Origin of the sequence: Bdellovibrio svalbardensis (assembly GCF_029531655.1) — a bacterium.
In the GTDB taxonomy this organism is placed as follows: Bacteria; Bdellovibrionota; Bdellovibrionia; order Bdellovibrionales; family Bdellovibrionaceae; genus Bdellovibrio; species Bdellovibrio svalbardensis.
In genome coordinates this window covers 933,792-955,258 of record NZ_JANRMI010000002.1, presented here as the reverse complement: position 1 = coordinate 955,258, position 21,467 = coordinate 933,792, and the positions used below count along the sequence as shown (strand labels likewise).

The window sequence follows — 21,467 nt, the reverse complement described above, 5'->3', positions numbered from 1 at the left end:
CGATGTATTTCGGTTTATCTCGGAGGGTTTTTTATGAAGTCTAATGCAGTCGCGGCCATAATCTTTTTGATTCTTGCAAGTTGCGTGAGTAAGACATCACGCGAAGTGGCTTCCGTTCAAGTACCAAGCCTGGTTGATTTCGGAAAATCCCTTTCGGAATATACCGGTTTTGTTCGCAGTAGCTCTTTCACTCCCTCAAATTGCGGTCCCGTCTATTCAGCCATTGCCAGCAAAGTGGAGTCATTGGATTTCAACTTGTATAGCAATGAAGAGTTACAAAAAGAGGCCGCCAATTTGATTTCAGCTTTATGGCAAATGCGCTTGCAACTTCATGCGCGCCTTTCTGAAGTCAGTCCGCAATGTCAGTTGCAAGTTCGCGAATTGTTTCACCGCATGCATGATCAAGACGACTATTTGGGGGAGTTTGCCTATAAAGCGCAAGCCTTGGACCCCTCCAAGTTAGAGTTTCAAAAACAGGCGATACCTATTTATGATCGCAAAGCCTATGCGCCTTACAGCGTACGCCCCGATGTGGATGACGAAAAGTTTCAGTTTTACTCTGGGGACTTGATGCTGGCGCGCGGAGTTTCATTCTTCAGTGCGATCATCTCTCAAATCAGTGACAATAAATCTCAATTCAGCCATGTGGTTTTTGTAAGTCAAGAGCCGATGACGAAAAAATTAAATACCATTGAATCATACATTGGTGTCGGCGTTGATAAATACCAAATGGATTTTGCCCTTAAAAATGAAAATGCACGTCTTTTGGTTCTTCGCCCTAAAGACCGGGTGTTAGGTGAAAAGGCCGCGGGCTTTGCGATGGAAAGTGCCAAAGCGCGCGTTCCCTATGATTATTTTATGAACTTTAAAGACTATTCGAAGATGTCCTGTGTTGAGGTGGCTCGTTCGGCCTATGACAAAGCCTCGAATGGGGCGGTATTGACTCCGGCTCAACCGGCAAATCTGAAAATGAACAGCAAAGACTTTTTAGATAAATTGAATTTGAAAAATGGCAGTTTGATCACCCCTGACGATTTGGAAGTGGATCCGCGCTTTGAACTTGTTTTGGATTGGCGCGACTATCGTTTACTTCGCGATTCTCGCCACAAGGATGCTATTTTGTCTGAGATGGTTCGTTGGATGGATGAAATGGGATATAAGTTTCACGATACTCCGAAGTCATTTATTGCCAAGAATATCATCTTGCCGACGCGAACGACTCGTTTATGGCCGCTGGTGAAAAAGCTCACGGGCTCTCCGGATCTGGATCCTGCGTTGCCAAAGAAAACGCTGGGAGTGATGTTGGTGTTAAATCAAGTAGGGCAATCTCTATTGGAGCGCCTTGATAAGCAAGATCTTGCTTATATTGCAAAATTCAAAAGACCTATGACGAACGGGCAATTAAGAGCCGCTGTCAATCAGTTGCGCGAGTTGGACTTGAAGGAATACAAAGAGTCTAATCCCAGCTTCCTGCACTTCGCTTTGCGTCCGGATGGAATTTATCCTCGTCGTCCACCCACTCATGGCGAACATCGCTAGAGCTTGAATCTGTTCTTAAGTTAAAGCATCCTTATATTACGGAGATGCGATGGCTCATAAGTCTTTTCTGACCACAGAACAATTTTCTCAAGCGGCTGAGATATTAACTCCGCCGCTGATGACACCTGATGGAGATGTTCGTCAGGTGTTCTGCTTTTCGTCGGAAAGCTTTTCGCATTGGTTGGGTGTGAAGCTTGAGGAGCGTCTGCAGGCTATTCCTGGATGGCGGGAAGCCCATCCCATTATGCTGGGCTCCTGGGCGCGTGGAGAGCTCAGTCCTAAATCAGATATCGATGTTTTATTTTGTGGCGCTGAAGAAAAGGTAAAAATCTTTGTCGATCAAGTTCAAGAGTCTGGTCTGAAGCTGCGTTATCGCATGCCAAAGAATCCTGACGACTGGACTGAGAATGTCGAAGCCTTTGATATCTTGGCCTTGCTAAAGGCTCGCCCCTTGACCCCAGAGGGGGCGAAAAAACTTTTTGAACAGCAAAAATTAATCTGGGCGAAAAAGAAACATTTTCGCAGAGTACTTTTGAAAGCAGTTCAAGAGGAACGCAAGAATCGCGAAAAGCGTTTTGATTCTATCACCAACTATCTGGAACCAAATATTAAGTATGGCCCAGGGGGCTTGCGGGATCTTGAGCAAGGTTTGCAGATCTATGAACTATTCGCTGAAAAGTTTGTGAATCCTGGGCATGCCTTGAATGTTTTGAACTACTATCGCAACTACCTGTTGTGCCTTCGCCAGAAGCTTCATCTGGAGGGACACGGTGATATTCTTTCAAGCTCCACACAATTTGAACTTGCAAAATGGATGGGTTTTAAAACTCACAAGGACTTCATGCGTGGACTGCAGCGTGGTCTTTCACGGGTGCATTTCTTTTCTGATTGGATTGTTGAAGTTGCGGAAAGTTCTGAAGAGAAATTAAAAAAGATCGAGCGAACTGAATTTAAAAAATCGGAAGATCTTTACGAAGAGTTACATAAGAATTCCAGTGTTTTGGTTCAGAAAAAAGTCCGTGAACATTTGGATGATTTCTATTCTGATGCACAAATCAAAAAGACCGCGCGAAGTCGCGGAAAACTATTGGAAGACGTTCTTTCAGTTAAGACTTCTGATGAAGTTCTGGTGAGTGTTTTCCGATCCCGTTTGATTGATAAATTAGTCCCGGAAATTTCTCGTTTGGTTGGCTATGTTCAGCATGACCAATATCATCGCTTTACGGCGGATTCCCATATTATGCAGGCTTGCCGCGAAGCCAAGCGTCTTTACTCCAAACCAAAAGAGTTGGGCCCACTTAAATTTTTGCATGGGCATCTGACGGCATATGATTGGAAAGTCCTTTCCTGGTCTTGCCTGTATCATGATCTCGCAAAAGGTTTGGAAGCTTCGGAGCATTCTGAGGCCGGGACCTTGATTGTTGAGCGCGATTTCAAAGCCTTTGGTTTTTCCAAAGCGTTTACTGACGATGTTTCCTGGATGGTGAAGAACCATCTGGAACTTTCTCAAGCAGCTTTTCGAAAAAACATGAAGGACCCCAAAGTCTGGCAGGATCTCAAAGACAAAGGTGTCGAGTCGGCGCGTTTGTATCGTCTGGCTTTGTTTACAGCCATTGATATTCGTGCGACGAATCCTGAAGCTTGGAATGAATGGAAAGCAAAGCTTTTGAAAGACTTGGTAGAAAGTCTAAGCTCCAAGAAAGCCCAGGGTTATTTCGATTTCTATTCTTTGAAAAAGAAGAAGCATCTGCAGATCTCGGAAGAAATTTATGAAGAGCTGGGAGCCGTTTTAGTGGAAAGTCTTTCGATGAAGGATTTGGTGGAAGATCTTAAGGCGGCTGAGCAAAGCTCAGAAAGCCTGGCTCCGAAGATTTTAAAAACTCGCAAAGGGGAGATTTGGATTCGCTTCCATGATCGTTATGATCGCAAGGGCATCCTGGCAGATTATGTGGCGCAATTATATTCCTTGGGCTTAGGGGTTCGTCATGCCTCTATTCATACTCTTCCCAAGGTGGGTGTTTATGACTGGTTTCAGGTAACGACACAAAAAAATCTGCAACAGCTATCGCAGATTTTAAAAAGTTCCCAACTGAAGAATCAAAAAACAGTTCCAACGGCAGTTTCAACTGTGCTTCCAACAGTGAGGTTTGATTCAATTCAGCTTGTGAGCGCTGACGAAAAAGAATGGGTGATTAGCTTTAAAGGTCCCGATCAATCAGGATTGCTGGCGGTGGCAGCCAAGTCTTTAAGTGATGCTGGCGTGAGTATTAAGTCCGCGCGAGTTCATACTTGGGGACGCCAAGTGGATGATATCTTCTTTGTAAAAGCTCAGGATAGAAAACAGGAAGAGGCGTCCCTTTTGATTCAGTCTCTAAGGGACACCTTCAAAATCGAAGCTTAAGTCGGCAGGGATTTAAGCTGTTTTTCTTCCCAGCCAAAAAGTAAACAGACTGAGTGCTGAAAGAATTGCGCACAAAATAGAAACACCCGTCCATTCACCCGTATTCCAGGCGAAAGATCCCAAGAGTGAGCCCATCGCCCCGCCCATGAAGTAAGTGAACATATAGACTGTGTTGATGCGGCTGCGTGCATCTTCGCGTAAAGCAAAGATGCGTGTTTGGTTTGAGACGTGGGCCGCTTGCAGTCCGAAATCCATAATAAAGATTCCTAAAATCAAACCCAACATGCTTTTTCCGGAGAAAAAGAGAATCAAAACAGAAAATGCTATTACGACCAATCCTAAGCCAAGACCATAGCGCGGTCCTTTTTTGTCAGAGACTCTTCCCATTAAAGGAGCGGCTGCGGCTCCGGCTGCTCCGAGAAGCCCGAACAATCCCACTTCCTTCGCTCCGTAACCGAAATGAGGTGCGGAAAGAACAAATATCAAAGTGGCCCAGATCGAACTAAAGATACCAAAAATCATCGCACCGATAAGGGAGGATTGGCGAAGAGTGGGTTCCTCTTTCACGATCGTCCAAATGGATTTTAAAAGTTTTCCATAAGATCCAGAGAATGAAACCTCGCTGGAGGGTAGGATGAAATAAAGACCTGCAGCAAGAACCATCATGAGCGCGCTGGCAAAATAGAACACCGCTCTCCAGCCAAAGATGGAGCCAACAAATCCACTCAAGGTTCGGGAGAGTAAGATTCCGATAAGGAGCCCCGCCATGATGATGCCAATGACTTTACCGCGTGTTTTCGCTTCTGCGAGGTGGGCGGCAAAAGGAAGAATCAGCTGAGGAGTCATGGTCATGAGACCAATGAGAAGGCTGGCAATGGCCATCGTGAGCAGACTTTGTGCTGTCGCTGCGATCAATAAGGCTATCGTCACCAAAAGGGATGTGATGACGATCAGTTTGCGTTTTTCAAACATATCCCCCAAGGGAACTAGAAAGAGCATTCCCAAGGCGTAGCCCACTTGGGTCAGAGTTGGAATGATACCGACTTCTTTAACGGTGATACCAAAGCTGGCTTGAAGATCTGCCAGGAGAGGTTGGTTGTAGTAAAGATTCGCGACGCTGAGCCCAGTGGCAATGGCCATGATCCAAACAGTTGTCGGGGAGAGTTGCTTGGAGTTTGTAGACGGTGAATTTGTAGAAAGTGAGGATGACATAAATTCTTCAATCGTATTAAGCAAAAAACCCACTGCTGGCAGTGGGTTTTTTCGTCGTACTCTGAGGTTGATCAGAGTTATCTGTGAACGCTCTAGTTGTGCTAGAGCAAGGGACTAATTGGTTTTCTTTTTATTCGCACCAGAGATTCCAGTGTGGTTTCTCCAGTTATTTTGTGGATCTGTCTTAGTGCGATTGTGCCAAGCTTCCCATTTTTTCTTTGGAAGTTTGTGGGAAACATTTCCCTTTTCATCGAAGATATCTGGATCTTTACCAACTAAAAACTCACCAATGGATTTTAGAATTCCCATTAAAACCACCTTTACTGGACACACTCCGACTTCGTCGAAGTAATGTTTCCGCACTAGATTAAAACAAAAAGCCCCTCGGGGGAAGGGGCTTTCAGTGGAACTTATGCTTCAAGTCATTTTACCAGCGAAGCTGGGGTGTCAGCAGATTATGAGCGAGGATTTGCGCAGACGTCGATAATATCAAGACCGCGGTTTTCAGAAACTTTGCCAGGACCTTTAAAGAAGTTAAAACATTGTTGAGCCGCTCTCTCATATGCTTCTTCATAACTTCCTGCATTTTGTTTGAGCTCCAAAGTTTGGCCAGCCATGCGGAACTTGAAAGAATATTCTTTAGCTGCCGGATCATGTGAAGTCCAAGCGAATGAGCTGCAAGAGAAAGCGAAGATTGCGATGGCGATAAATGTTTTCATAGGTCCCCCTTTGAAAGGTTTCTGTCTGTTACCTTTACAAGAGAGCAAAGCGCGGGCCAGATTGTGGGCAACATGCCAGGCCTTTAGCGTCGCAAGTATCTAATATAACTAGGCAATTCCATCTCAAAGTGAGCCATAAAAACAGTCCCGTTATGAGGCTGACAGAAGACAGAAAGTGTAACGCCCCTGTTGAATTAATGGACGCCCCTGTTAGGCTCAACTCCATGAAAAGAATAGCTCTGGCAATCCTAATTATGACAAGTGGCAGTCTGTCTCAGGCTCGTACTCAGGGGCGATTTCTGGGGCAGCAATTTATGATCAATATCGCAGCCCAAGGATATGACGGCTCTACCGACGAGCTGCCGCAGAAGTTGTTTGAGGCGATGAATGTCCCGGTTCAGGATTCTATTTTAGGGCCCGGAAAAACTTTGCAAACTCCCTTTAAGTTTTTGGACTTTATCTGCGCCAATCGCACCAGTGGTGGCTATACTTGCATGCTTTTAATACATCCCTCCAAGAGCGCCCAGTTGGGGCTAAAAACGGCTTCATTGAGAGTTGAGGGGGAAATGGCGCAAAAGCTGGCCGCCCAGTTCTTTCCGAGCAGTGGCGAAGTCTTCCAGAATGCAGAAGGCACTCTGGAGGTCAAAGTGACCCCAAATCAATTCAGTATTCGCTTTGACGAGCAAGGACTCTAGTTATAGAACCTTCCCTCGGAGGGTTTTATGAGAAGTATTTCCATTCTTGCGCTCGTCTTTCTATTTCTTTCTGTTGGACAGGCTAAGACTCTATTGGTGAGCGATGTCGATGATACGCTGAAGCTCGCAAATGTTTTAGACCTCAGCAGTGCCGCTTCGTATTCCTTTGATGATAAAAGTCGTTTTCTTGGGATGGCGGAGTTGTTTACTTTGATCAAAAAAGACAATCCGGATCTTTCCGTTTACTATGTTTCCAGAGCCCCGTCTTGGTGGATGCAGGGAACCCACGAACAGTTTCTGCGTAATGGAAAATTTCCCGCGGGCGTTTACATTCCTCGCACAAATCTCAGTATGGAGACTCATAAACTCATTACGATTCGTTCCATCATGAACAGCGAAAATCCTGACAAGGTGATTTTCTTTGGTGATAACGGCGAAAAAGACGCCGAGGTTTATGAGCAAATCAAAAGCGAATACGAAACGAAAGGTGTGCGCTTCTATCAGTTCATCCGTCTGGTCTATTCAAGCAAAGACTCTGAGGACGCAGGTGTAATTCCTTTCGCGGATCAGGTGGGGTTTGTAACGCCGGTTGAGGTTTCTTTCGAGCTGAAGAAGGCTGGGTTGCTGGCGGAAGAATCAGTTGTCTGGACGGCAGAAAATATTGCGAGTGCCATTCTGAAACAGAAGAAAGACTATGACGTTGGCACAGTGGCTTTTCCAAAGTTTATGCGCTGTAATGACTTTGTTTGGAAATGGGATGATGTCGGTGTATATCCGAACCTCCCCGAATTAAAACAAAGACTTGAAGAGCGCTGCCAAAAATAATGAACTTAAAATATCAACTTCCCCATATTTACGGAAACCTGTTGCCGAGAGAAATCTTGGATTTCTCTCCGGAAGAGAAAAAAGCCACTTGCGATACTTGCGCGATGGCGAGACCTCGCGAAACGGGCAAGATTCATTATCGTGAAGATTTGAAATGCTGCACCTTTCATCCTTTCCTTCCCAATTTTATGGTGGGCGCGATTTTCAACGAACAGTCATCCACCAAGGCCCATGAAATATTCAGAGGCAAGATCGCACGCAGAGAGTACGCTCTGCCAATTGGTTTGGTGGCACCTGTGGCGTATCAAGTTCCTTTTAATAATCGGGAAGAGCATGAGTTTGGTCAGCGCGAAGATTGGCTCTGTCCTTACTTCAATAAAGAAAATCAAAACTGCAACGTGTGGAGAAATCGCGGTGTGGTTTGCACCACTTTTTTCTGTAAAAGTTCATACGGTAAAAAAGGTGAGCAATTTTGGGAAAAATTGAGCAATTATCTTTGGTACGTAGAACTCGCATTGCTGGAAGAAGCATTGGTGATGCTGGATTTCTCTCCTCGACAGGTTATGACTTTACTTGATTATCACAATCGCTTTGAAGGCACTGCCGCTGAGAAAAAGTCCTGGTTTATGACGGAAAGCAAGGCGCGAGAACTGTGGAACGGGTATTATGAAGATCAGGAGGGTTTTTATAAAAAATCCTTTGAGATTGTTGCTAATTTGGATAAAAAATCCTTCCACGAAATGCTCGGTGAAACAGGTCAATCTTTGGAAGAGGACTTGTTTGAGATGATTCCGCAATTGCCTTTAGCGCTGAAAGTGTAAATGAATATGTTGACCATCCAGGAACGCCAAAACAAAGTCATCGCAGATTTTTCAGCCTACACGCAGTGGGAAGATCGCTATAAAAAAATCATCGAGATGGGCAAAGCTTTAGCGGATATGCCTCAAGAATTTAAAACAGAACAGAACATGGTTAAGGGTTGTCAGTCCCAGGTGTGGTTGCATGCGGCTTTGAGCGACAAGGGTCAGATCCAGTTGCAGGGGGATAGTGACGCTTTGATCGTGAAGGGCTTAGTGGCTCTTTTGTTGTATGTCTATTCGGGCTCGTCTCCCTCTGATATTCTAGCGACGCCTCCGGAGTTTTTGAAAGCTCTGGGTTTTGAGGGGAATCTTTCGCCAAGTCGGGCGAATGGCTTGCATGCTATGTTGAAACAAATCAAAAATTACGCAATGGCTTTTGATTACCTATTAAAATCAAAAGGCTAAGGTTGTCTCTTTTTGGGCCGCTGTAATCTTCTTATTAATAAAGATTAATTTCAAACTCATCGGACTTTAATCCCCCTCAGGTAACCTGTAGTTACAAAACAATGTAGGGGGTTTTATGAAGAGTCTTATTGCTGCAATGATCGTTTTTGGTTCTGTAAATGCTTTCGCTCAAAAGGGTGAGCATCCTTGCAAAGAGATCAAATCGGCTTGTGAATCAGCGGGATTTGTAAAGGGTGAGCACAAAGAAAAGAAAGGTCTTTATAAAGACTGTATGCAACCAGTGATGGCCGGTCAGTCGGTAGCTGGGGTGAATGTAAGTGCGGATGTGGTATCTGCCTGCAAAGCTAAAAAAGCTGAGCACACAGAACACGCAAAGAAATAGATTTTTTAAAAATAAAAAAGGGCTTCGTAAGAAGCCCTTTTGTTTTAGTTAAATGTTTTTAGAAACTGACTAGATAGTTTCCGCAGAAACTGACTAGATAGTCGCGTGCACTCTGTGAGTGTCGTCCATATCGTCCAGATAGTTCAAAAACTCTTCGACATCTTTCTTCTGTTCATCAGAAAGCTCGGTGATGTTTTTTGCCTTATAAGACAATTCAGATGTTTCAATTTTCCAGCCGCGTTTTACCAAAGCATCGCGAACGGCATCCAAATCTTCCGCACCAGTGAAGAACTCATAAGTGTTGTCTTCGCCTTTTGAGACTTCGTTGGCGCCAGCTTCAATCGCCTCTTCGTCTGGATCGAAAGTTCCTGGCTTCGTACCTTCCAAAAGACCTACGCGTTCAAACATCCATGCAACCGAACCAGATTCACCCATATTGCCTTCATGAGATTTGAAAGCGTGGCGCATTTCTGGAGCTGTTCTGTGTTTATTGTCTGTTTGGCACTCAACGATAACGCCGACGCCATGAGGTCCGTAACCTTCATACATCAACTCTTCGATGATTTTCCCGTCGTCCAAAAGGCCCGCACCTTTTTTGATGGCGCGATCAATGGTGTCATTCGGGCAAGAGACTTTTTTAGCCGCATCAATGGCCAATCTTAGACGGGCGTTGGCAGCGGGGTCAGGGCCTCCAGCTTTCGCGGCAACTTGAATCTCACGCGCGAGTTTTGTGAATATTTGACCCTTTTGTTGGGCTTTCTCTACTTTACCTGCTGTTTTCCATGATTTTCCCATGCTCTCTATACAATCAAATCAGTTAATATTTGGCAAGCGCGGGAGCTGCATGTAAAAACAGGCCATGTTTGCTTTTGAAATTACCGACGTCTGGGAAAAAATTGAACGCATTGAGGAGTCCTGTGAGGAAGCCTTCAAGCTGAAGTCTGCCTATGCGGCCCCTCTGGACCCAGCCCGGGATATTGACTTATTGCATCCAAAGCTTCATCCGCCCAAGAAGGGTTTCTCCACCCCCGAAGGCCAGGCCCGCATGCTCCACGATTTGGCTAGCATTGAACTTCAGGCCATGGAGCTAGGGGTGCGAACACTGGTTGAGTATCCAGAGGCCCCTCAGGGGTTTAAAGAGGAACTCGCGGCGGTGACCATCTCGGAGGCCCAACATTTACGCATGTGTCTTGAGGCTATCCATGCTTTGGGTTTCAAATGGGGCGACTGGCCTGTTCATTCCGCTTTGTGGAGGGCGGTAGCCCCCGAGGATACTCTGTTGGATCGTATCCTGATCGTGCATCGTTATTTGGAGGGCAGTGGTCTAGATGCCGGCGACACCTTGATTCGCCGTCTGGAAGCCACCTCAGGCAAAGAGACTATCCAAAAGATCGTGAAGCAAATCAATTTTGAAGAGATTGGTCATGTGGACTTTGGTTCGCGTTGGTACCGGGAAATTTGTAAGATTCAAAAGATTGATTCGAGCGAAGACTTTCCAGCTCGAATGGATGCGCTTCGTATTCGTTTGCCAAAGCGTATTGAGCCGATCAATCGGGTTCTGCGTTCCAAGGCTGGTTTTACTGAGGAAGAGATCAAGTACTACGAAGATCTTCGCTTGGATTTCTTAAATCCCTATCCGAGTTTTAAACAACCTCAGCCCCAGTCGTAGTTTCGTTGAGTGGACTGAGGTTGTCATATTCTATCGGCACTTCTCGGCAATCGTAGCCTCAATAGCCTGCAATTTTGCCGATGGATTCGCGATATTCCAGACCCATTTGAAATCACGGCAATCTTGCCACCACGGGAATACCATGGCGCCCAGCATTTCATGGCGGTCATCGCGCTTCATGCGTTTGTAGACGATATTTTCAATAGGGCCGTAAGCTTTCTGCGGAAGCAGACCTTTAGAAATTAAATCAATCACGACCTCAACGCTTGTCACAAAACCGATCTGCCCTGGCTTTGTCGGATGTTTGGAAAGGTTCAACTTCGAATAAGCTTCGCGGATATAGCTGATGGCTGGAATTTGTGGAAACTCTTTGCTCATCTGATCGTAGACAACAGTGTCGAATTGTCCGTTGTCACCAAAGTAGATGACCAGTTCTGGATTTTTCTCTCTCAAGACTTTGCGTATGGCCTTTTGTTTTAAATCTGGATCCTGCTTCATTCCAGGGTTCATGTGAAGCTCTGTGATTGGGAAGCCATTTTCTTCCAGGAAGTCTAAATGCTGTCCTTCCATGAGGAACTTAGGGGCCAGGCTGACATAGTGAAACTCAATGTCTTCATGTTGAAGGTCTAACATTTGAAATATTTCAGACATTCCTACGAAGCGACTGGATTCATCCACAAAGGAGGATGCCGCCCCTTTCTTTGAGAGAACATGGGATACTTTTAAGGTGTCATCGATATCAGAAATCACCAAAACCTTGGCTTCCAAGGTCATTGAAATCATTAAACCGGCAAGTAACGCTATATACTTTTTCATCGGCGGCTCCTGACTAGAGAATAGACAAGAAGAGACGTGGAGTGTCTCTTCAGGGCTCTAAAGTTCAATAAACTTTGTTTGAGGCTCATGCGATAGAGTAGAGCAAGAGGTGAGCCATGCTTTGTTATCGCGCCTTAGCGATGGCCACAGTTCCAGATTTGCTTCATTTGGTTCCCCAATATGCCCATCGTATTGGCTAAGGCGTAACATTCGGGTCTTTGATTCAGCAGGCGTTCTTTGGTTTTGCTCCAGCAATACCAGCGCATATCATCCGCATTTTCGGGATCCGGGTTGAGGCTGGCGAAATGGTCACAGACATCGACTGTTAATTCGCTGTTGTTATCGGTTAAACAACCCCAGTTGGTACCTTCTTGAGTGCCGCCTTGATTCTCACTTTGCAGGATACAAGAAGCTAGACCTGGAGCGCTAAGAATGCTTGTGCGGTAAGGGAAGAGAAGCTTTCTTGCACTCAAGTAAATGCGTGTGCGCAGAGAGTGATCGTTGGAGCTCAAGGCTGATGATATCCACGAGATATCATCTTGAGTCCAGTGCGGCTTAAGAATTTGTAAGGCCAAAGTTCTTTCGAACAGTTGATCGGGGTAGTAAATCTTTTCGAACAAGAAGTACTTTGTAGAGTTCTCCAATTTCGGATAACAGGCTAAGGTCAGTATAAAGTAGGGTGAAACCTTTGATAGGTTTCGAATTTTTTCAACGCTCAAGTTTTGCAAATCAGGTTCTTGCTTGAGGATGCCGCAGATCTGACTGACTTTGGCATAAGTGAGATTTTGGCTGTAGGCCTGTTCTAAAAGAGCGGCCACTTTTTTTAGTTTGGTGGGACTATCGAGTAAGCCCACTGAATTCGAAACCTTAAGAACCTCGTGCTGTATTGTTACCAGATCTTTATTGCTATTCGCTATCTTTGCCAGTGTTAGTTTGAGTGACTCTTTTGTGGGAGCGTCTAAAAGATTATAGATGTTTTCTTGAAGTTCAGAGACTTGATTTGCGATGGAGTCAAAAAACGAAATGACTTTTTTCTCTTCAACAATCTGACGAAGGGCTTTTGACTGCAGACTTGAATCTTCGCTTCTTAATGCGCAGAAGAGTTCACGTGAATTTGTATCCAGGGTTTTAGTTGGGATCGTTTCACGAAAGTTTGTGTCCTTAAATTGTGTGCTCAGAATGCTGTTAGGAGCTGTCGATAAGCTGTCAAGGTGAGCCCCATACGAGCCCGCTTGCTTTAAGTACTGACGCAGTCGAGGAGCAGCAGACGCGCCCAGGGGGCCTGTGCTGTGGAAGCCATAGAGTTTGTTAGAGTTGTTGAAGATGGCAGAAAAACGCTTTTCTAAGCTAAAGCCCTGCTGGCTGTAGCGGGAAGCTGCCACTTGTTCAGCAAAGTCCAACGGTATTCCGTCGTTAATTAAGACATTCAAGTACTGATCAATAGTGCGGTGATCTTTGCTTTGGGTAGCCAAAGTATTGCAACCCATCAGAAAGACTTCTTTGGGGTTTTTCAGAATGCCAGCGCAGGTATTGCGGCAACTAGCCTGTTCCATTTCAGCAATGCCTATTGTTGTCGATGTGCCTTCGCCAAAGAAGAGACCTCCGAAATGACCTGAGATCAAAAGCACATCACATTGAATTCCACTGTCGCAGGCTTTCTTAAACCACAAAGGATCTTTGGATTGTGGAACAAGTTCCACGAAGTCGAATCCCTGGCCGTTCAGGCTTTTTCGAAAGGTTTCAATTTCATCGGATGAATTGAGGGTCATGCTGCAAAACGTTTTGGCGCTCGCAAACGAGCTTATGAAGAAGCCAGTCAGGATTAAAATTTGCGAGAGACGTTTTAAGAGAGTTCCCATTCTTTTAAAAGACTGCAAGGTGCGGACCCGAAAAATGCGTCCTTGTTGCGAAGCCATTTTGATTATGGCGCGGTCAGTTTGATAAAAAGCTTTTTAAGGTCGTCACTGACTAAAACTTTGGCACTGTAGATTGCATGTAAAGTGCTGACTTGTGACTTCACACTCTTGCCGTCTAAGAGGTGTTTTTTGTGGGTTTTCTGTGGGTAGTATTCACATTCGGAATGAAAACCTCTATACAAAAATTATGATGGCCCCGATGGATTTGGAGGTCCTGTGTTAAGCAAATTTTTATCTATGGCTCTTCTTAGTCTGATTTCTTTGAATGCTTCGGCATCTCCTTCGCCTGTCATTATCCAGAAAATCATTTCACAAGGCGTTCCAGAAGATGCCCTGAGCCGACTATTAAAATTCATGGATGACTTCAAAGGGCGCAGCTTTATCCAGGATATTTATACTTGCGTGGGGGCGGATCCGGCGAGTGTGACTCCGTGTGAGGAGTCCAAACGAATTCGCTCAAGTAAATTGGTGACCTTGAACGAACCTCAGCAGGTTGTGATTATTGACTATGGGGAGCCTTCGACGGTATTTCGATTTTTTTTAATCAATCTCACAACAGGGGCTGTGACGCGATTTTATTCTTCACATGGAGTGGGGAGCGGTAAGAGCAATTTTGCTTCGAAATTCAGTAATCTGAAAGATTCAAAGCAGACTTCTTTGGGGATCTATCTCACGGGTGAGACCTATTCAGGGCGCTATGGCAGGACTTTAAGAATGTATGGTCTTCAAGGCTCCAATGATCAAGCTTATAACCGGGATATTGTTCTGCACGGTGCGTGGTATGTCGGCGATGAGTTTATCAACTCCATAGACCCCCTGACGGGGCAAAAATATGGACGTCTTGGCTTGAGTTGGGGTTGTCCGGCAGTTTCGTCCTCTTTGATACAAAAGCTTATTACAACTTTAGGTTATGGAAGCTTGATTATGCATTACTACAGTTCGTTGATGGACGAGGCGATGACCGGTCAAGAGGTGGTGGCTATTCCGTAGTTAATCGAGCTTTTCGTTGCAAGCATGTCTAAGCAAGCGCGCTTCTTTCCAGGTGATTTGATGGCGAAGAGCGCCTTTAAGACTCCAGTAAATCTTAAAACGCTCAGCCATATTTAGTTCGCAAAATCCAGTATCAACATAGCAAGAGACATGGCTGTCCATCGCCGCTCGATAGGTCTGGGAGCAGCTTGCCTGTTGAGTGGACTCGCTCACTCGAACTTGCAGACACTCTCGAACATCGGTGAGCCAGCGCTGCAGTCGTGGAGAAAACTTGTTTTGGTTGATAAGAAATTTGGTGCAGTAAGGATACCCGAATTCTTTCCAGTAGCCCTTGGAACCGCAGGATTTTTCTTGTTCCATGCAACGGTAAAACTCGCAGGAATTTGCGCTTGCAACACATTTTGCCTGAGCAATATTAAAGGTGAGGGTGAAAAATAAGAAAATCCAGAGGAAGCGCATGTGTATCTTTTAACGATCACTCAATAGAAACACAAGCTTCCCTGACACGACGGAAACTTAATACAGGATGGGTGTATTAAGTTTGGTCAGTTTTATTCTAGTCAAGGCTCTCATCGTCTTCGAGGAAGCGCCATTTGCCTTCCGGAAGTTTGCCTAATCTAAGGTTGCCGATGCGCACGCGTTTAAGTCCTGTAACTCTTAGGCCTACAGCCTCACACATACGACGGATTTGACGTTTCTTTCCCTCTTTGAGGATGAAACGAAGCTGGTCTTCATTGAGCCAGTCAACTTGAGCTGTCTTCAATGGTTTTCCGTCTAAAGAGAGGCCATGGCGTAAAAGTTCAAGTTTATCCTGAGGAAGGCGCCCTTCCACGCGGACCAGATATTCTTTCTCAAGTTTGGTCTCTTCGCCGATGATTTTTTTAGCGATACGGCCATCTTGAGTGAATAGCAAAAGGCCCTGAGAGTCGATATCCAGTCGTCCAGCCACGGCGATCCCGCGGAGAAGATCAGGGGTGAGGCGAGTTTTTGATTCCCCAAATTGGTTCTCCGGTGTGATAAGGCGAATTGCCGGAGTGTATTGTGGTTCTGGTTGTGCAGAAACATAACCCACTGGTTTATTGAGGATGATTGTTGCCAGGCGCTTTTGCTGCTTCAAAGCCTGGGCTTCCAAAGTGATCTTTACATCGGGGCTGACTTTGGTTCCGAGCTGGTTGATTTTTTCTCCATTGACCAGGACCAATCCGCGAGAAATATAGTCGTCAGCTTCGCGACGAGAGCAAATGCCTCTTTCGGCCATCAATTTTGAAAGTCGTACTTTTTCTTCGCTCATAGGCGGATCTCCGTCCAAAGGTCATCCATCTCATAAAGTCGGATATGACTCAGGTCTTTTTCTGAAAGTGTCTCTTTAAGTTTATTGAGGAAATAAAGAGCGATATTTTCAGTTGTGGGGATTTGAGTTTTAAACTCTGGGATTACAAAATTCAAGTGTTCATGATCAAGTCTGTTACATAAGTTCTTCAGTAGAGTCTGATATTCTTCATGCTTTACTTGAAGATCTGTTGTGGAGGTTTTAAAGCCTACTTCAAGTGTATAGTTATGGCCGTGCCCATGCTCCGTGTAACATCTACCAAAATGCTTGAGGTTTTCCTCTGGTGTCCAAAGAAGCTGATTGTAGAGATGAGCGCTGCTAAAGCTTTGCTTTAAGGTGAGGATCATAACAGATTGATTCCACCATCAACCGGCAGAATGGCGCCGGTGATCCAGCTGGAATTGTCTGAACCCAAGAAGTAGATCGCTTTGGCGATATCATCAGGAGTTCCAATTCGTCCCAGGGGTTGAAGGTTCTTCATTCCCTCCAGGGCTTCGTTTTTTTTCTCGGTATCTAATGAATGAAATCCATGAATCGGGGTGTCGACGATTCCAGGGCAGACACAATTTGCGCGAATTTTAAAAGGCCCACCTTCCATAGCAAGACTGGCAGTCCAGTTCACCATGGCGGCCTTCACCGCGGAATAAGCCGAGGTCGGCCCTTGAGGTCTCAGGCCTAAGGTTGAAGAAACATTGACGATCTGTCCGCCACCCTGAGATTTGAAGTAGGGAAAGAAGGCGCGAGTGATACGAACCGGTCCCAGTAAGTTCACTTCGAACTCTTTTTGCCAGATGTCGTCGGTGCCTTCTTCGGTGCTATGTCGATCAAAGATACCCGCATTGTTAACAACAACTTCGATACGATGGATTTTTGTGGTGAGCATTTCGTTCAGACGCTTATCCAAGGCGTTAGTGTCAGTCATGTCGCAAGACATGATAGAGGCGCCGCTGCGGCATTTAAGAGCCACTTCTTGAAGGCGTTCTTTATTTCTTCCCATCAAGTAAACGAAATAACCATTCTTTGCGAATTCAATGGCAGTGGCAGCTCCGATTCCGCTGCTGGCTCCTGTAATGAGAGCGGCTTTTTTCACGCTGAAATCTCCTAGGACTTAGATTGAGGTGATTCGAATTGGACTTATGTTAGCAGAGGTCTGGCCCGAAGAGAAGTTAAGAGGAGGCTTCTATGGCGATGCGTGAGGCTTTAACGGTCGGGGTTAAGTACTTCATTTTTGGAGTGGCGATATTTGTGGCCTTCTATGGACATGTTTTCTAGGTGGAGATAGGCCTCTAAAAAAGTAAAAAGCCAGGTGGGAAACCTGGCTTTTTTAGCTTTAACGGAGATTAAAGCTTAACGGTAGAAATCGATAAATAGGAACGATTAAGCAGCCTTTTTAGAGGCAACATAGTAATAATGCTTCTTATCAAAATCAGGTGCTTTCATACCTTCTTTTGTAATCAAGCCCGCTTTAAACCAGTCGAAATGCTCGGCGCAAAAGCCGGCTTTTTCTGATTTCTTTTTGCAGCCTTCGCCGCAGCATTTTGAAGACTCTAGAGAAACAACATTATTTGGAATCTGTTTTTCAAACTTTTTGTCAGCCATATAGGAACCCCCAAGTTGACTCTTAAGCTGGTTAATAGTCTTAAGACAAAGAACTTATCGGCGATGGTCTTATGGACTTTAGTTGACTGAATTAAAATTCGTGTTCCTTTGATGAATCTCAAAATGAGGCGGCTATTTTTGCCGCCTTTCTGACGGCGAACAATTTGCTAGATCAAGCGTATGAAGTTATTTTTCGGGCTCATCTCATTCCTATTTCTTTCTCAGGCTTATGCGGACCTGGAGCGTTGGCAAAAATGGGAAGTTGAGCGCAATGATTTACAGTTGAATTCCAGTATCTATCATCAGCTTCCTTCGAAGGCTGAATTGAGTTCGTATCAAACTGAGACGCTTTATGTTTTGGAGATCGACCCGGGAAAAGTGGACTTTATTTCTGCGAAATCTTTAAAGCCTGAAATTTTTGAAAAATTGAAGACGGCTGATGGAAAGATAAAATTCTACATTCACCCCAAGGCCACAGAACTATTCAAAGAGTTGATTTCGCAAGGGACTCTTAAGGAAGTTTCAGCACGACCAACAACTTCGCCCAGAACTTTTTTTGTCGATGATTTGATGGTGAAAGTCTCATTGCCACAAAAAATTAACGGGGCGATTCGCACGGTTTATCCCCTGCAAATGTCCCGGGCGACCGCCATCAACGATCTTCTGTCGCAGGCTTCAGGATTTCATTTTCTGCCTGAGCCGCTGGCGTTTTATGACAAAACCCCTAATAGCCCCTTTGGCTTCATCGTGCGTGAAATTCCCGCAACTTTGGTGAAGGGCTCAAACACTCTGGTGCCTCTTTTGTCTTATGTGGCCAAGCATTCGGATGGATCGCTTTTGGAGAAGGAGGCCGCTCTTCGTGGGGTGAGTGCTGAACATCTGGTGCTGCAGGAAATACTTCCTTCTTTGCTGGAGGCCTTTATTAAAGGGGCTCAGCATGGTGTTGCTCTTGAAATGCATCAGCAAAATACTCTGTTGGAAATAGATCAAAGTGGAAAATTTACGGGAAGGATCTTCTATCGCGATTTAGATGGAGCACGCGTGGATTTTGAACTCCGTAAGAAGCTGGGATTTAAGGATGAGACTTTATTGTCGCAGAAAGACGCCGCGTGGATTTTTGATTTAGAAAATCTTCAAAAAATGAGATCCAAGAAAGTTCCAGGGAGCCGTCCTCAGGAGTGGTCTCCGGTTATGGAGACAGCGTTTCAAACTTATCTGGTGGGATCGTCTTTTGATATTCTAAAAAAGAAGTTAAAGAGTCTTAATTTCCATCCATCTTTTGAGCAGGTCATCAAGAGAGAATTCAAAAAAACGAACACCTTAAGTTGTCAGCGCATATTCCTATGATCGTGACGCCGCGAGTGAAGCAAAAGGTGCCAGGCACCTTTTGCTGTTTTTGCTTAAAGCATTTTCATAAAGCTTGAAAATTCGACTGGTTTTGAGAAGAGATAGCCCTGGCCATAACGTGCGCCCAGAGTCTCTAGAACGATAGATTCCTCGTTGGTCTCAATTCCTTCGGCGATAATCTCAATGTCCATGGCGTGGGCCAAATGGATGATAGAGCTCACGACGGCACGTGATTTGGGATCGCTTAATACTTTCATCACGAATGAACGATCTACTTTTAAGAAGCTGATCGGCATCTGTGTTAAGTACTGCAAGCTCGAAAAACCAGTTCCGAAGTCATCAATAGAGATAGCGTAGCCTTGTGCGCGGCATTGATGAAGAGCATCAAGGGCGATCGCTCCATCCATCATAATTCGCTCAGTCATTTCAAGTTTGATATTCTTGGTGGGCAGATCATGCTTTTCGCGAAGATCTTCCAGGTTGTTGACGAAGTCAGTGTGAGTGAATTGACGACCTGAGATGTTGATGCTCATCATGAATTCATCAGCGACTTTGTCTTTTTTGTTAGCAATCAAATGATCGCGAATGGTCTTTAGATCTTTTAAAGCCTGGTTGATAATCCAGTGGCCAATCGGAATGACCATTGAAGAGTTCTCAATGACGTCGATAAAGACATTGGGAGAGATCAACCCTTGCGTGGGGCTTTTCCAGCGAAGCAAAGCTTCGGCACCGACGATCTTGCGAGATTTTAGTTCAATAATGGGCTGATAGAAAAGTTCGAATTCTTTGTTCTGAAATGCCAGGAAAATTTGATTTTCAAGTTTGATCTGATCCAGAGCTGATTGAGTTTTGTCGTCACCAATCCCGGTGTTTTCCAGTTGCAACTCGCCAATGCGGCTGATGCCGCGACTGTGCATATTATTGCGACGAAGACGCTTCAAAAGAACCCGCATCAAAAGTTGAACAACGGTATCGGCAGTTGAAATGCGCTCTAAGAGTTGTTGTTTTGTGACGATGCCTAAAGTGACATCTTCCAGGGCTCTGACAGAGGCAGAGCGATTCTGATTATCAATCAACGACATCTCGCCAAAAAACTCACCTTCGCCCAAAATAGAAAGAGGAATTTCTTCTTTGTCTTTTGTGATGAAAACCAACACTCGACCTTTTTCGATGATGTAAGCGCAATCGCCTGCATCCCCCTCACTGAAAATAAGTTGGTCTTTGTGAATATCGACGGACTGAGATGGTAGTGTCATAGGTTTCTAGTTTAAGGGCCTGAATGGAGTTGAGACAAGTCCAGCTGATTCATTTGATTCAGCTTCCAACCAGTAAATTCCTTTTTGGCCAAAATCGAGAAATGAATCGCCCCCATAGGGATGAGAAGGTGATGGTTCATAAGGTATTCAACGCCCTCGAGGCAGAGTTTTTTCTGTTCCACGGGTTTACTGGACTTCCCTAATGAGTCTAGGATTTTTTTGTACTCCGGTGAATTTAAGCGAAGGTAGTTTTCTGCGCTTAAAGGGCCGAAGGTTTCCAGGGCCGCCAAACAAGTGGGACGATCAGGAGCGACCCCTTTGCGAAAGAGGGCTGGAGTTTTATTTTGCAACTCAGCCAAATAGATTTTGTTCTCTTTGACCTGAAGATTGGTTTTTAGGTGAGCATTCTTAGACCATTGATCTTGCATCCATTCGGTCGCACGCTTGTGATCTTCTCCGCCAAGGGCTGAAAACATTAATGTATAAGTTTTCGAGCTTTTAACGGCAGGGACTTTTTTTAGATCATAGTTAAAGCACGGAGCTTTGCTTGGGAACCAAGAGTCAGGAAGACCCGCACAGCCAGGGCGTCCTTTGGATGAAAAAATCTTTTGAAGCTCCTCATAATTCAGAGAATAAATGAAGGCTTTGCGGAGATCTTCTTGATCTGCGAGCTCTGGGCCGAAACCAATATAGTCAAATCGCGTGACCGGAATCCAGTAGAAATCTTTGCGGTCTTTGTAGTTGGGAATAAACAGAGTCGGCAGTCTGCGTAGGAATTGCAGCTCGTTTTTTTCATAGAGCTGCAATGCCACGGTGTCTTCTTCGATAAATAGAAACTCAACTTGAGGGCGCTTGGGATGTCCCATTTGATATTTCAAATTTGGTTCCAGGATCAGGCGTTGACCCTTTTTCCATTCTTTCAGTTTGTAGGGGCCAGACACAATGAGGCCAAAAACTGAACCAGAAACTGAACCAGAGGCAACTTCGAGATTGTCCTTCGTAGGAGCCAAAATAAAACTTGCGAGGTTGTATTCAAAATCAGGATCTGGTTCCGAGAATTCAAATTTCAAAGTCCAACGATCTGGAGCTGAAATCCCCAAGGTGCCGGGATCTTTTTCGCCTTTATAGATTTCAAGCGCATTTTTGATCTTAAAAAGAAAGTCCGCGCGGGGAGCCGCTGTTTTGGGATTTAGAATCTTTTTGTAAGTGCGAATAAAGTCTTCGGAGGTAATGGGGCTGCCATCGCTCCATTGTTGATCTTTTTTTATTTTGCAAGTGAGGGATTTATCCTTCGCGCGCGTACAACTTTCTCCAAGATCTGGAAGCAGACCTTTTTGATCGTCAAAGGTAAAGAAATTACGAAAGAGATTGCCAAGAAGGTAGCTGGAGGCGGAGGTCTTCTGTTTATTCGGGTCTAAGCTTGAGGGCTCGTTTGAAAGATGAAGTCTGAAGACAGAAGGTGAACTAACCGGCATTGAAGTATCAATGCTTACCGATTTGGGCATT

At 45.0% G+C, this 21,467-nt stretch carries 23 protein-coding genes; 10 read left to right on the top strand and 13 right to left on the bottom strand.

Annotation, left to right across the window (positions count from 1 at the left end; genetic code table 11):
• Positions 1 to 33 precede the first annotated feature (33 nt).
• Entirely contained in the window at positions 34 to 1,539 is a 1,506-nt protein-coding gene (locus NWE73_RS09770) for a hypothetical protein (protein ID WP_277578130.1), read from the top strand.
• Between the two features lie 49 nt (positions 1,540 to 1,588).
• Positions 1,589 to 3,940, top strand: a complete 2,352-nt coding sequence (locus NWE73_RS09765; protein ID WP_277578129.1) for a [protein-PII] uridylyltransferase family protein — start codon at positions 1,589 to 1,591, stop codon at positions 3,938 to 3,940.
• Between the two features lie 12 nt (positions 3,941 to 3,952).
• Here NWE73_RS09765 and NWE73_RS09760 read toward each other — a convergent pair whose 3' ends face one another.
• The 3 genes from NWE73_RS09760 to NWE73_RS09750 all read right to left on the bottom strand — a co-directional run bounded on the left by NWE73_RS09760 (position 3,953) and on the right by NWE73_RS09750 (position 5,871).
• A complete protein-coding gene (locus NWE73_RS09760; protein ID WP_277578128.1) occupies positions 3,953 to 5,152 on the bottom strand; it encodes an MFS transporter in 1,200 nt (399 codons plus the stop codon).
• Between the two features lie 114 nt (positions 5,153 to 5,266).
• Positions 5,267 to 5,461, bottom strand: a complete 195-nt coding sequence (locus NWE73_RS09755) for a hypothetical protein (protein WP_277578127.1) — start codon at positions 5,459 to 5,461, stop codon at positions 5,267 to 5,269.
• Between the two features lie 146 nt (positions 5,462 to 5,607).
• Entirely contained in the window at positions 5,608 to 5,871 is a 264-nt protein-coding gene (locus NWE73_RS09750; protein WP_277578126.1) for a hypothetical protein, read from the bottom strand.
• 224 nt (positions 5,872 to 6,095) lie between these two features.
• On the opposite strand from NWE73_RS09750, the gene NWE73_RS09745 reads away from it, so the two are divergent.
• From NWE73_RS09745 to NWE73_RS09725, 5 genes are all read left to right on the top strand, one after another.
• Complete coding sequence (locus NWE73_RS09745; protein ID WP_277578125.1) at positions 6,096 to 6,566, top strand: hypothetical protein; 471 nt, start codon at positions 6,096 to 6,098, stop codon at positions 6,564 to 6,566.
• Between the two features lie 27 nt (positions 6,567 to 6,593).
• Positions 6,594 to 7,391 (top strand): phosphatase domain-containing protein, encoded by a 798-nt coding sequence (locus NWE73_RS09740; protein ID WP_277578124.1) that lies wholly within the window; start codon positions 6,594 to 6,596, stop codon positions 7,389 to 7,391.
• Positions 7,391 to 8,212 (top strand): hypothetical protein, encoded by an 822-nt coding sequence (locus NWE73_RS09735; protein WP_277578123.1) that lies wholly within the window; start codon positions 7,391 to 7,393, stop codon positions 8,210 to 8,212. The genes NWE73_RS09740 and NWE73_RS09735 overlap by 1 nt, the downstream gene beginning before the upstream one ends.
• A gap of 9 nt (positions 8,213 to 8,221) precedes the next feature.
• Complete coding sequence (locus NWE73_RS09730) at positions 8,222 to 8,656, top strand: SufE family protein (protein ID WP_407652948.1); 435 nt, start codon at positions 8,222 to 8,224, stop codon at positions 8,654 to 8,656.
• Positions 8,657 to 8,771: 115 nt separating this feature from the next.
• Positions 8,772 to 9,038, top strand: a complete 267-nt coding sequence (locus tag NWE73_RS09725) for a hypothetical protein (protein ID WP_277578121.1) — start codon at positions 8,772 to 8,774, stop codon at positions 9,036 to 9,038.
• Positions 9,039 to 9,131: 93 nt separating this feature from the next.
• Here NWE73_RS09725 and NWE73_RS09720 read toward each other — a convergent pair whose 3' ends face one another.
• Positions 9,132 to 9,833, bottom strand: a complete 702-nt coding sequence (locus NWE73_RS09720) for a YebC/PmpR family DNA-binding transcriptional regulator (RefSeq protein WP_277578120.1) — start codon at positions 9,831 to 9,833, stop codon at positions 9,132 to 9,134.
• Between the two features lie 64 nt (positions 9,834 to 9,897).
• On the opposite strand from NWE73_RS09720, the gene NWE73_RS09715 reads away from it, so the two are divergent.
• Positions 9,898 to 10,707 carry a DUF455 family protein gene (locus NWE73_RS09715; protein ID WP_277578119.1) on the top strand — a complete coding sequence of 270 codons (810 nt, stop codon included), beginning with the start codon at positions 9,898 to 9,900 and terminating at the stop codon, positions 10,705 to 10,707.
• 30 nt (positions 10,708 to 10,737) lie between these two features.
• Here the strand turns inward: NWE73_RS09715 and NWE73_RS09710 are convergent, their stop codons facing one another.
• Together NWE73_RS09710 and NWE73_RS09705 are read right to left on the bottom strand one after the other, a co-directional pair.
• Positions 10,738 to 11,523, bottom strand: coding sequence for a phosphatase domain-containing protein (locus NWE73_RS09710; RefSeq protein ID WP_277578118.1), 786 nt, complete (start codon positions 11,521 to 11,523; stop codon positions 10,738 to 10,740).
• A 134-nt stretch (positions 11,524 to 11,657) separates the two neighbouring features.
• Positions 11,658 to 13,292 (bottom strand): hypothetical protein, encoded by a 1,635-nt coding sequence (locus tag NWE73_RS09705; RefSeq protein ID WP_277578117.1) that lies wholly within the window; start codon positions 13,290 to 13,292, stop codon positions 11,658 to 11,660.
• Between the two features lie 363 nt (positions 13,293 to 13,655).
• Here NWE73_RS09705 and NWE73_RS09700 point away from each other — a divergent pair, with 363 nt between their 5' ends.
• Positions 13,656 to 14,429, top strand: a complete 774-nt coding sequence (locus NWE73_RS09700) for a murein L,D-transpeptidase catalytic domain family protein (protein WP_277578116.1) — start codon at positions 13,656 to 13,658, stop codon at positions 14,427 to 14,429.
• On the opposite strand, the gene NWE73_RS09695 is transcribed toward NWE73_RS09700, so the two are convergent.
• The 5 genes from NWE73_RS09695 to NWE73_RS09675 form a co-directional block, all read right to left on the bottom strand.
• Positions 14,430 to 14,789 carry a hypothetical protein gene (locus NWE73_RS09695; RefSeq protein WP_277578115.1) on the bottom strand — a complete coding sequence of 120 codons (360 nt, stop codon included), beginning with the start codon at positions 14,787 to 14,789 and terminating at the stop codon, positions 14,430 to 14,432.
• 196 nt (positions 14,790 to 14,985) lie between these two features.
• Entirely contained in the window at positions 14,986 to 15,720 is a 735-nt protein-coding gene (locus NWE73_RS09690) for a pseudouridine synthase (RefSeq protein WP_277578114.1), read from the bottom strand.
• Entirely contained in the window at positions 15,717 to 16,106 is a 390-nt protein-coding gene (locus tag NWE73_RS09685; RefSeq protein WP_277578113.1) for a 6-carboxytetrahydropterin synthase, read from the bottom strand. Before NWE73_RS09685 ends, NWE73_RS09690 begins: the two co-directional genes overlap by 4 nt.
• The gene (locus NWE73_RS09680) at positions 16,103 to 16,849 is read right to left on the bottom strand and encodes an SDR family NAD(P)-dependent oxidoreductase (protein ID WP_277578112.1); all 747 of its coding nucleotides are present in this window, start codon (positions 16,847 to 16,849) and stop codon (positions 16,103 to 16,105) included. Before NWE73_RS09680 ends, NWE73_RS09685 begins: the two co-directional genes overlap by 4 nt.
• A 287-nt stretch (positions 16,850 to 17,136) precedes the next feature.
• Complete coding sequence (locus NWE73_RS09675; RefSeq protein WP_277578111.1) at positions 17,137 to 17,358, bottom strand: hypothetical protein; 222 nt, start codon at positions 17,356 to 17,358, stop codon at positions 17,137 to 17,139.
• A gap of 180 nt (positions 17,359 to 17,538) precedes the next feature.
• Here NWE73_RS09675 and NWE73_RS09670 point away from each other — a divergent pair, with 180 nt between their 5' ends.
• The gene (locus NWE73_RS09670; protein WP_277578110.1) at positions 17,539 to 18,705 is read left to right on the top strand and encodes an IucA/IucC family protein; all 1,167 of its coding nucleotides are present in this window, start codon (positions 17,539 to 17,541) and stop codon (positions 18,703 to 18,705) included.
• Between the two features lie 53 nt (positions 18,706 to 18,758).
• Here NWE73_RS09670 and NWE73_RS09665 read toward each other — a convergent pair whose 3' ends face one another.
• Positions 18,759 to 19,961: an EAL domain-containing protein gene (locus tag NWE73_RS09665; protein WP_277578109.1), complete on the bottom strand. Its 1,203-nt coding sequence runs from the start codon at positions 19,959 to 19,961 to the stop codon at positions 18,759 to 18,761.
• 11 nt (positions 19,962 to 19,972) lie between these two features.
• Complete coding sequence (locus tag NWE73_RS09660; RefSeq protein ID WP_277578108.1) at positions 19,973 to 21,466, bottom strand: peptide ABC transporter substrate-binding protein; 1,494 nt, start codon at positions 21,464 to 21,466, stop codon at positions 19,973 to 19,975.
• Position 21,467: the final 1 nt, after the last annotated feature.

Bases quoted from the DNA above. Each gene is read 5' to 3' on its own strand.
- NWE73_RS09690 (WP_277578114.1), bottom strand. From the start codon at position 15,720: ATGAGCGAAGAAAAAGTACGACTTTCAAAATTGATGGCCGAAAGAGGC.
- NWE73_RS09685 (WP_277578113.1), bottom strand. From the start codon at position 16,106: ATGATCCTCACCTTAAAGCAAAGCTTTAGCAGCGCTCATCTCTACAAT.
- NWE73_RS09720 (WP_277578120.1), bottom strand. From the start codon at position 9,833: ATGGGAAAATCATGGAAAACAGCAGGTAAAGTAGAGAAAGCCCAACAA.
- NWE73_RS09735 (WP_277578123.1), top strand. From the start codon at position 7,391: ATGAACTTAAAATATCAACTTCCCCATATTTACGGAAACCTGTTGCCG.
- NWE73_RS09670 (WP_277578110.1), top strand. From the start codon at position 17,539: ATGAAGTTATTTTTCGGGCTCATCTCATTCCTATTTCTTTCTCAGGCT.
- NWE73_RS09665 (WP_277578109.1), bottom strand. From the start codon at position 19,961: ATGACACTACCATCTCAGTCCGTCGATATTCACAAAGACCAACTTATT.
- NWE73_RS09770 (WP_277578130.1), top strand. From the start codon at position 34: ATGAAGTCTAATGCAGTCGCGGCCATAATCTTTTTGATTCTTGCAAGT.
- NWE73_RS09675 (WP_277578111.1), bottom strand. From the start codon at position 17,358: ATGGCTGACAAAAAGTTTGAAAAACAGATTCCAAATAATGTTGTTTCT.
- NWE73_RS09660 (WP_277578108.1), bottom strand. From the start codon at position 21,466: ATGCCCAAATCGGTAAGCATTGATACTTCAATGCCGGTTAGTTCACCT.
- NWE73_RS09765 (WP_277578129.1), top strand. From the start codon at position 1,589: ATGGCTCATAAGTCTTTTCTGACCACAGAACAATTTTCTCAAGCGGCT.
- NWE73_RS09715 (WP_277578119.1), top strand. From the start codon at position 9,898: ATGTTTGCTTTTGAAATTACCGACGTCTGGGAAAAAATTGAACGCATT.
- NWE73_RS09760 (WP_277578128.1), bottom strand. From the start codon at position 5,152: ATGTCATCCTCACTTTCTACAAATTCACCGTCTACAAACTCCAAGCAA.
- NWE73_RS09750 (WP_277578126.1), bottom strand. From the start codon at position 5,871: ATGAAAACATTTATCGCCATCGCAATCTTCGCTTTCTCTTGCAGCTCA.
- NWE73_RS09745 (WP_277578125.1), top strand. From the start codon at position 6,096: ATGAAAAGAATAGCTCTGGCAATCCTAATTATGACAAGTGGCAGTCTG.
- NWE73_RS09755 (WP_277578127.1), bottom strand. From the start codon at position 5,461: ATGGGAATTCTAAAATCCATTGGTGAGTTTTTAGTTGGTAAAGATCCA.
- NWE73_RS09740 (WP_277578124.1), top strand. From the start codon at position 6,594: ATGAGAAGTATTTCCATTCTTGCGCTCGTCTTTCTATTTCTTTCTGTT.
- NWE73_RS09710 (WP_277578118.1), bottom strand. From the start codon at position 11,523: ATGAAAAAGTATATAGCGTTACTTGCCGGTTTAATGATTTCAATGACC.
- NWE73_RS09705 (WP_277578117.1), bottom strand. From the start codon at position 13,292: ATGACCCTCAATTCATCCGATGAAATTGAAACCTTTCGAAAAAGCCTG.
- NWE73_RS09725 (WP_277578121.1), top strand. From the start codon at position 8,772: ATGAAGAGTCTTATTGCTGCAATGATCGTTTTTGGTTCTGTAAATGCT.
- NWE73_RS09695 (WP_277578115.1), bottom strand. From the start codon at position 14,789: ATGGAACAAGAAAAATCCTGCGGTTCCAAGGGCTACTGGAAAGAATTC.